The 8,264-nt window shown below is 60.8% G+C and carries 6 protein-coding genes and 1 pseudogene; 3 read left to right on the top strand and 4 right to left on the bottom strand.

Going from position 1 to position 8,264, the window contains the following annotated elements; all coding sequences use genetic code 11:
* Positions 1 to 619: 619 nt before the first annotated feature.
* The 4 genes from gorA to AB4Z48_RS39990 all read right to left on the bottom strand — a co-directional run bounded on the left by gorA (position 620) and on the right by AB4Z48_RS39990 (position 5,341).
* On the bottom strand, positions 620 to 2,011 hold the full coding sequence (gorA, locus tag AB4Z48_RS40005; protein ID WP_441624363.1) for a glutathione-disulfide reductase: 1,392 nt from the start codon (positions 2,009 to 2,011) through the stop codon (positions 620 to 622).
* A 175-nt stretch (positions 2,012 to 2,186) separates the two neighbouring features.
* Positions 2,187 to 3,086: a LysR family transcriptional regulator gene (locus AB4Z48_RS40000; RefSeq protein ID WP_441624361.1), complete on the bottom strand. Its 900-nt coding sequence runs from the start codon at positions 3,084 to 3,086 to the stop codon at positions 2,187 to 2,189.
* 123 nt (positions 3,087 to 3,209) lie between these two features.
* Positions 3,210 to 4,505 carry a 3-hydroxybenzoate 6-monooxygenase gene (locus AB4Z48_RS39995; RefSeq protein WP_441624359.1) on the bottom strand — a complete coding sequence of 432 codons (1,296 nt, stop codon included), beginning with the start codon at positions 4,503 to 4,505 and terminating at the stop codon, positions 3,210 to 3,212.
* An 86-nt stretch (positions 4,506 to 4,591) separates the two neighbouring features.
* Positions 4,592 to 5,341, bottom strand: coding sequence for a glutathione S-transferase family protein (locus AB4Z48_RS39990; protein WP_441624357.1), 750 nt, complete (start codon positions 5,339 to 5,341; stop codon positions 4,592 to 4,594).
* Positions 5,342 to 5,633: 292 nt separating this feature from the next.
* On the opposite strand from AB4Z48_RS39990, the gene AB4Z48_RS39985 reads away from it, so the two are divergent.
* The 3 genes and pseudogenes from AB4Z48_RS39985 to AB4Z48_RS39975 all read left to right on the top strand — a co-directional run.
* The gene (locus AB4Z48_RS39985; protein WP_441624355.1) at positions 5,634 to 6,926 is read left to right on the top strand and encodes an MFS transporter; all 1,293 of its coding nucleotides are present in this window, start codon (positions 5,634 to 5,636) and stop codon (positions 6,924 to 6,926) included.
* A gap of 28 nt (positions 6,927 to 6,954) precedes the next feature.
* A complete protein-coding gene (locus AB4Z48_RS39980) occupies positions 6,955 to 8,046 on the top strand; it encodes a porin (protein WP_441624353.1) in 1,092 nt (363 codons plus the stop codon).
* A 73-nt stretch (positions 8,047 to 8,119) separates the two neighbouring features.
* A pseudogene (locus AB4Z48_RS39975) lies at positions 8,120 to 8,264 on the top strand (fumarylacetoacetate hydrolase family protein); the annotation flags it as partial.

Genomic DNA, 8,264 nt, shown 5'->3' with positions numbered 1-8,264 from the left:
GAGTACATCGATCCGACGCTTGCCTTTTCCTTGCGCGCCTGCGTGGCCGCGTGGGGCTGACGCTCGGCGTCCCGCTCGCCGATGGGCGGCCCAGCGTGTCGCGTGATAGCAAAGACTCCGGTGTTGCTCTGTTGGTTTTCGCCTGGCAGAGGCTTGGCCGGAATTCGTAAATATTTGAAGCCTAAGATATTTACCAATCCCGGCCAAGCCTCTGACAGTCCGCGACACTCTTTGGCTTATCAACCCTACCCTCGCCTACGCCGACTGGCAGCGTCGCGAGGCCGCCGGCGCGGATCGGCGGCCTTTGCCGCCCGCTCGATTGGGCAGCACCAAGCCATGTTCGGGCACTTCCGACGCCATCGACGTGGCGAATCTACGTGGCCCTAATCCGGTTGAAGGTTCGCGTGCTGGCCAGGCTAGGCCAAGCAGCTTGCTCACGTCCTCTTGACTTCGGCCGGCGAGCAGCAGGCGTAGAACTGGTCAGAAGCTGCGTCGCCGCTGAATCAACCAAGTGCCCGCATGCAATCGGCGCATAGTTGCGATCTGCGACCTTCGTTCTCCCCGCAGGTTGGCGATAAGCTGTTTTTCCTGTGCCGCCACCCAATGGCAGGGTCAAACACTAGTACTCAGATCCGACGGGAACTTCGTAATGGGGCTCGGTAACGGCCGTTCTCATTGTGACGAACTCTTCGGCTGCCGTGGGGTGGATGCCGACAGTGTTGTCGAACTGAGCCTTCGAGGCGCCCGCGCGCATTGCCACGGCAAAGCCCTGTACCACTTCACCCGCTTCTTCACCGACCATGTGTACCCCGACCACGCGGTCGGTGTCGGAGTCGACCACAAGCTTCATCAGCGTACGCGTCACCCTGCCACTCAATGTATGCTTTAACGGGCGAAAGGTACTGCGGTAGATTGCTACCCGGTTGAAGCGTGCGCGTGCTTGTGTCTCGCTCAGGCCTGCGGTCGCGATGTTCGGATGGGTGAACACCGCCGTCGGAATGGTGGCGTAGTCCATGTGAAGTGTGCCGCTACCGAACAACCTGTCTATGAGCACGGTCGCTTCCCGCAGCGCGACAGGTGTGAGTTGTACGCGGTCGATCACGTCGCCCACGGCATAGACCGACGGCACGCTCGTCTGAAACCAGGTGTCGACCGCAATGGCGCCGTCGGGTGTTAGGGCGACGCCGATCTCTTCTAGTCCAAGTCCACTCGTGTTCGGCTTTCGGCCGGTCGCGCAGAGAACGGCGTCTGCCACAATCCGCTCGCCGTCACTCAGCGTGACGATGCGATGCCCGGCCTCAGTCTGTACCTCTCGTACGGTAGAGTTGAACCGAAACTCGATACCATCTTTTGCCATCTCTCCTTGCAGGAACTCCCGGACGTCGTCGTCGAAGCCGCTGAGCAGTCCCGCGCCACGGTGTACCAGTATTACCTCGGCGCCAAGCGCACGGTAGATTGAAGCGAATTCGCAAGCGATATAGCCACCGCCGACCACCAGCAATCGTCGGGGCACTTGCGGAAGATCGAACATCGCGTCCGATGTCATCACCAGTTCCCGGCCGGGGATGTCAGGAAGGCTCGCACACGCGCCGGTGGCGACTAGCACATGCTCTGCCGTTATCCGTTGATTTCCGATTACGACCGTGTGCGCATCGGCCAGCCGAGCACGGCCGTGAAGAACCTCGACGCCACCGGTCGCAAGCATATGCTCGTAGATCTCATTGAGGCGAGCGATCTCTGCCGCACGTCGATGCTTGAGTGTGGGCCAATCGAGTCGCTGGCCGGTTGGCAACGCCCAGCCAAAGCCGGTTGCCTCCTCGAAAGCGTGCGCGTAGCTCGCCGCGTAGCTGTAAAGCTTCTTGGGAATGCAACCGGCATTGACGCACGTGCCGCCCATGGCACCTTGCTCCACCAGGGCGACGCGTGCGCCGTGCCCAGCTGCCAGGCGAGCAGCGCGCACACCTCCGCTGCCACCGCCAATCACCAGGATGTCGACGTCGAAGGCCTGCATGTTCTTCTTGATTTGGTTCTGCATAGGAAGCTCCGTGAGCCGGTCAAACCGGCAAGTCCCAGCGAATGAGTACGCGGAATACCGGGCTGACTATCGTCGAAAGCAGACGCATCAGGCAATGCCGTGGGGGTAAAGACGCTGATTAGCGTTTTGAATGACAGCCGCCGCGCAGTGGCTACTTGCAGAACAATGCCGTGTTGACCCCGCGCAACCAGCGGTTACCGGGGTCACCATGTTGGCTACGGTGCCAGTGCTGTTTCACGTCGTAGTGAGGGAAGTCGAAGGGAGGGGCAAGCAGACGCAACTCGGCGTGATCAGCGTAGACCTCGCCGATCGATTGGCTTACGGTGGCAATCAGGTGCGTTGTGGCGATCACGTGCGGAATGCTGAGGAAGTGCGGACAGCATAGCTGCGCATTTCTTTGGATGCCGTTCTCCCGCAGATATCGCTCTACGAGATCATGAGTGCGGCTCTCGGATTGCACCACCGCGTGGGAGGCTCGGCAGTATCGTTCCCGAGTTAGGGTTCTGACAGCGAGTGGGTTGTTCCTTCCAGCAAGGCAGACGAAGCCGTGAGTGAACAGCCGCTGCTGGTACATGTCCGTGCCGGAAAGGTCTGGCAAGTGCCCCATTGCGAGGTCTACTTCGCCGCGCTGCAGCCCCTCGCCGAGTTCGCGCGGGCTCAATGATACGGTCTTGACGCTCACATGGGGCGCCACGCTAGCCAAATGCCGTAGCAGCCGCGGTAGGAACGTCAGCTCACCAATATCCGACATCGCGATAGTGAAGGTCCGTTTGCTCGATGACGGCTCGAACTGCGGTGTGACAAGGATACGCTCCCGTACCCCGGCGAGCATGTCCTGTATGACCGGCGCGATGTCGACCGCCCGGGCTGATGGCTGCATGCCAGCGTGGGCCTTGACGAAAAGCACGTCTCCCACCTGCTCGCGCAAGCGCTTCAGCGCATGCGACAACGCGGGCTGGCTAAGCCCGAGCTCTTCCGCAGCCCTTCCCAGATGGCGGTGACGCCATAAGGCGTCGAAGATACGCATCAGATTAAGGTCGAACTGATCCATGCGCAGAATGAAGCGATCCGTTGCTGAGTCGATGCGCGCCGGTGCGCGCGGAACGGGAGCGTCCGCCAGGCTCGCTACCGTGAATGCCTCATGGTAGCGACGCCATCGGGAGCCGTGCGAAGCTTAACATACCCGCTGTGGCTGAGTAGTGTCATCCCTTTTCTCGGAGTCAGTAGCGACGTGCATACCATCTTCGGCAGCGACGCAATCGGGCGACGCGCGCCATTGCCGCACATATGCCGGCGCGGTGAACAGCCATGCCAGCCGGTCGTAGTATTCGGATGGCGTTCGACCCTCAAAGACCGAATTGCGTACTAGACGCTCGACACCGCCAGCATGGTAGATCCGGTCCAGCATCAGCGATGAAATCTGAACGCGCGCCGACCGCACGATCCGCACATCCTGATACCTCTGAAACGCCTGTTCGCAGGCGCCATCTGCGGCGTCCAGCTCTGTGGCGAGCGAGATCGCATCTTCGAGCGCCATGGCAGCACCCTGTGCAATGTACTGCACCATGGGATGTGCTGCGTCRCCCAGCAGGGTCACACGGCCGGCGGTCCAGTTAGCGACTGGCGCGCGTTGACGGAGCACGTAGCGCTGGAACACCGGGGCCAGCGACAACACGCGCCTGGGTTCCGGGGCCCAATCCGCGAATGCGGCGGCGGCCTCCTCGGGTGACGCCTCGCCTTCTTGCATTTCCCGGCGGTCGGTCCTGACAGTCGCGCCGACATTGAACTGACTCCAGTCTCGTACCGGGTAGTAGATCAAATGCGCATCGGGTCCGGTCCACAAAGTGGGATAGGGATGCTGCAGCTCGGGAGGCATGCGGGATACGGGCACCAGGGCGCGGTAGATCACCGCACCGATTGGCACTGAGTCGCCATCCCCGATCAGTTGCTGCCGGATCCTCGAGTGGACGCCGTCGGCGCCAATAAGCGCGGCTCCACGAAGCGTTGCACCAGCATCCGTGGTGATTGTGACGATATTTCCGTACTGCTCGTATCTGACAATCCTGGTATCAGTCCTCAGTTCGACGAGGGGATGCTGGTCGCACGCCTCCAGCAAGGCGCTGTGCACATCGGCGCGATGTGCTACAGCATAGGGATTGCAAAAGCGCTGCTGAAACTCGCTGCCGCAGGGGATAACACCTACAGGCTCGCCGCTGATGCCATCCATCATCAGCATCTGCTCGATCAACAGCGCCTGTCGTTTGATCTCGGCGCCGACGCCAAGCGCATCCAGCACCGACAAGGCATTCGGCGCGACCTGAAGCCCCGCGCCGACTTGGCCGAAGCGGGGCGCTTGTTCGCATACAAGCACCCGAAACCGCTTCTGAGCTAGCGCCAATGCGCATGCGAGGCCGCCAATACCGCCACCGGAGACGATGATCGGTAGATCGTTCCTGCTCATCTTGGTCATTGAGACTTCCTCCACCTCAGTTCAATCGACTTACTAAGGACCGCCACTCGTGCCGCCTGCCTGAGCCGGCTCGCGGCACGGTTGGCTCAGGCTTCCTGCGGGCGGTAGGCAGCCGCGAACCGCTGGGAGTTGTCGGGAATGGCCTCGCGGTAGGCCGGCCGCTCCTTCGTTCGCGCAATCCAGTCCATCAACGCAGGCTTGGTGGACCAGAGCCCCGACAGGTTCAGCTCTTCGAGCCGATCGATGAACGGAGCCGCCGCAATATCCGCCAACGAGTATTCGCGGCCGCCGAGCCATCGGGTCTCCGTGAGCCGGCTCTCCATGCGTTCCAGAGCACGACTCATATTCAGGCGTGCGGCTTCGACCTTAGCTTCGTCGATCGGCGCGCGTGCTGCGCTAATAAGCTCTTCCGCGCGCGCCTTGTTGGGATGCGCGTCGACCATGGCAACCAGCTCGGCATCCGAGCGCTGCGCCAGGTCGGGACTCATCATCAGCGCGAACGTGGCTGGCCGGATCGCCGGGTGGAGCACATCATCTTCATACTTCACCCAAAAGCGTGCACGGGCGCGTTCGACCGGATCAACTGGCATCAGGCGAACTTCGGGAAATACTTCTTCCAGGTATTCGTTGATGAGCGTGCTTTCGTGGATGGGAACGCCATCATGGACAAGCGTGGGCACAACGCCGTTTGGATTGAGGGCGAGATATTCCGGCCTGGTGTGTTCAAGCTTCATCAGATCGACGAAGTTGCTTTCCCAGGGGAGGCCCTTCTCGGCGAGGCAAAGGCGGACCTTGATTGAACAGAACGAGCGCCAATCGTGATACAGCGTGAGCATGTGAGTCTCCGTGTTCGGTTGAGGTGACCGCAGCGTACGTCCACGCCAATCTTTCGGTCAATCCAAGAGCCCGTGAAAGCGGCATGTGCTCGGAATTTTCAACGCCTCTACAAGCGTGATTCCGGCGTCATTACTGGCCCGCAAGGAGATCATTCGACTTCTGAATAACGGTCTTTCCCGTCGTGCTATTGCCGCACGGTCGCACTTCATCGATCGTGCACCCCACGACGCAGCACAGTGCACAGAACGTCGGTCTATAACTCGATTTTTGAGCATTCTGGAGGATGACTAAGTGATCGCAGATATTCGAAGAACGATAGATGAGTCGCCTATGAGTGAACTTCAGACGATGGCCGTGATCGTCTGCATCGTGCTGAACATGCTCGATGGGTTCGATGTATTGGCAATGGCATTCACAACGGCACGCCTAGCGCGTGACTGGCAACTGAATGGCAAGGAGTTCGGCATGCTGCTTAGCGCGGGGTTGATTGGCATGGGTGCCGGATCAATCTTGATCGCGCCGCTTGGTGATCGATTTGGCCGTCGCAAGCTCATACTGCTCTGCCTCTGCATTGTAGGCAGCGGCATGTTGGTGAGCGCCGCCACCCAAAACGCCATGCAGCTTGCAGCTGTGCGCCTCTACACGGGGCTTGGTATCGGCGGCATGGTTGCGAGCATTACTGTGATCGCCGGCGAGTATGCGTCGAACAAATGGCGTAGTACCTGCATTGTCATGCAGCATACGGGATATGCCGTCGGGGCTGCTGTGGGTGGGGTTATTGCGGGTTACCTGCTGTCAGTCTGGGGATGGCGAAGTGTTTTCGCGTTCGGGGGTCTGGCTACGATTCTGGCCATTCCCATGGCGTTCGCAGTGCTGCCTGAGTCGCTCGACCTCCTGCTGGCCAAGCGCCCTGCCGACGCGCTCGTAAGAATCAATCGCACACTGGCCAGAATGAAGCATCCTCCAATTGCCGCGTTGCCCGCCGCGACCACGGACACCAACGCAGCGAATGCCTGGGAGGGCTGGAGCGCACCGCTCAAGAGGCCATTGCTGGCCCGGACTCTGGCGCTCTGGTCAGCGTTCTGTTTCGTAATTGGCAGCTATTACTTCGTTGCAAGCTGGACCCCCAAGCTTCTGGTGGAGGCGGGCCTGTCAGCCGAGCAAGGTATTACCGGAGGGGTGTTGCTCAATCTTGGAGGCATTGTCGGCTCATCGCTGTTTGGCCTGCTGGCTGCCCGGCTTGGCCTGCGTCAACTGCTCACCATGACGCTGTTGGGCGGCGCCCTGCTCATGGTCGGCTTCGGTGCCAACATCATGTCCCTCAAGATCGGGATGGGGATAGCCGTGCTACTCGGTGCCGCCCTTACGGCCTCCGTTGCTGGACTGTATGCCGTGTCTTTAACGCTCTGGGTTGGCGGAATGATGTCGCCAATCGTGGTTGGGGTGTTGCTGGACATCGGGTGGAGCGTTCCTAGCCTGTACTTCATCTTCCTTCTGCCCATGGCCGGTGCCGCAGTTGCAGTGGTCTTTTTGGATGTACGGCTTCCGGCGCCGCGTGACCAACGCGGTTCGACAGTGTCCTGAAAAGAACGACATCACGAGGAGGAGACCTATGAAGTTCAATGAGCTGGCGCTAGCATGCGCCGCCGCCTTGCCCGCGCTCGCCTGCGCGCAATCCGTCACGCTTTATGGCGTAGTCGATTCCGGCGTCGAATATGTAAATCACATCGGTGCCGCCAATAGCAGTGTGGTCCGCATGAGCTCCCTGTCTGGCACCGTGCCATCCCGCTGGGGTTTGCGCGGCAGCGAAGATGTCGGTGGCGGAATGAAGGCAAACGTCGTGCTTGAATCTGGCTTCGCGCCCGACTCGGGACTCAGCAACCAGGGAGGGCGCCTGTTCGGACGCCAGGCGTGGGTCGGCCTGTCGGGTAGCTGGGGACAGGTATCGCTGGGTCGTCAGTACACCATGCTGTTTTGGGCGATGCTCGACCCGGACATCCTCGGCCCGAATACATTCGGTTCCGGCTCGCTGGATAGCTACATTCCCAACGCGCGCGCTGACAATGCCATTGCCTACAAGGGCAAGTTCGGAGGCCTGACAGTTGGCGCGACATACAGCCTTGGCCGCGACGCAGTGAACGCGGGGCCGAGCCCGGCGGGCACAAACTGTGCCGGCGAGAACTCGGCCGACCATTCTGCCTGCCGCGAGTGGTCTGCATTGGTGCAGTACGAGACCAGGCAGTTCGGCGTGGCTGCTGCCTATGATGTTATCCGCGGCGGATCCGATGCATTCGCGGGACTGAACACCAGTGGGAAATCCGACGAGCGCTTGTCGCTCAGTGCGTATGCACTAATGGACAGAACGAAGGTCGGTGCGGGCTGGCTGCGCCGCGACAACGAAGGCATTCCCACGGGGTTGAGCGACCTTTGGTATGCCGGCGCGTCGCATGACCTGACACCGGCCATCAACGTAGCCGGCCAGGTCTACTACCTGCGCTATCGGTCCAATGGCAACAGGGCAATACTGTACGCGCTGCGTGGCGTCTACAACTTCTCCAAGCGCACAACGATTTACGGCACGGCAGGTTACATCAACAACTACGGCCAGTTGTCGCTTTCCGTCAGCAGCGGATCGGCCGGGGCCAATCCGGGACCAGGTGCCTCGCAGCTGGGGGCGATGGTCGGCATCAAGCACGTCTTCTGAATGCGGCCCAGTCCGCCCCACTGGTCTCGCAGACGGTATCTGCGCAGCGAGACCTACACTCATGGAGTACCACATGACCTTTGTAATTCCGCCCATTCCTGCCGTTACGATTCCCGTGGTTGGCGGCAACGACCAGTTTCCCGTTCGCCGCATCTACTGTGTTGGCCGCAACTACGCCGCGCACGTGCGCGAGATGGGCATGGACCCGAGCCGGGAGC

Origin of the sequence: Cupriavidus sp. 2TAF22 (assembly GCF_052115045.1) — a bacterium.
Lineage (GTDB): Bacteria > Pseudomonadota > Gammaproteobacteria > Burkholderiales > Burkholderiaceae > Cupriavidus.
The sequence above is the reverse complement of the archived record's forward strand: the minus strand, read 5'-3'. Positions and strand labels throughout refer to the sequence as shown.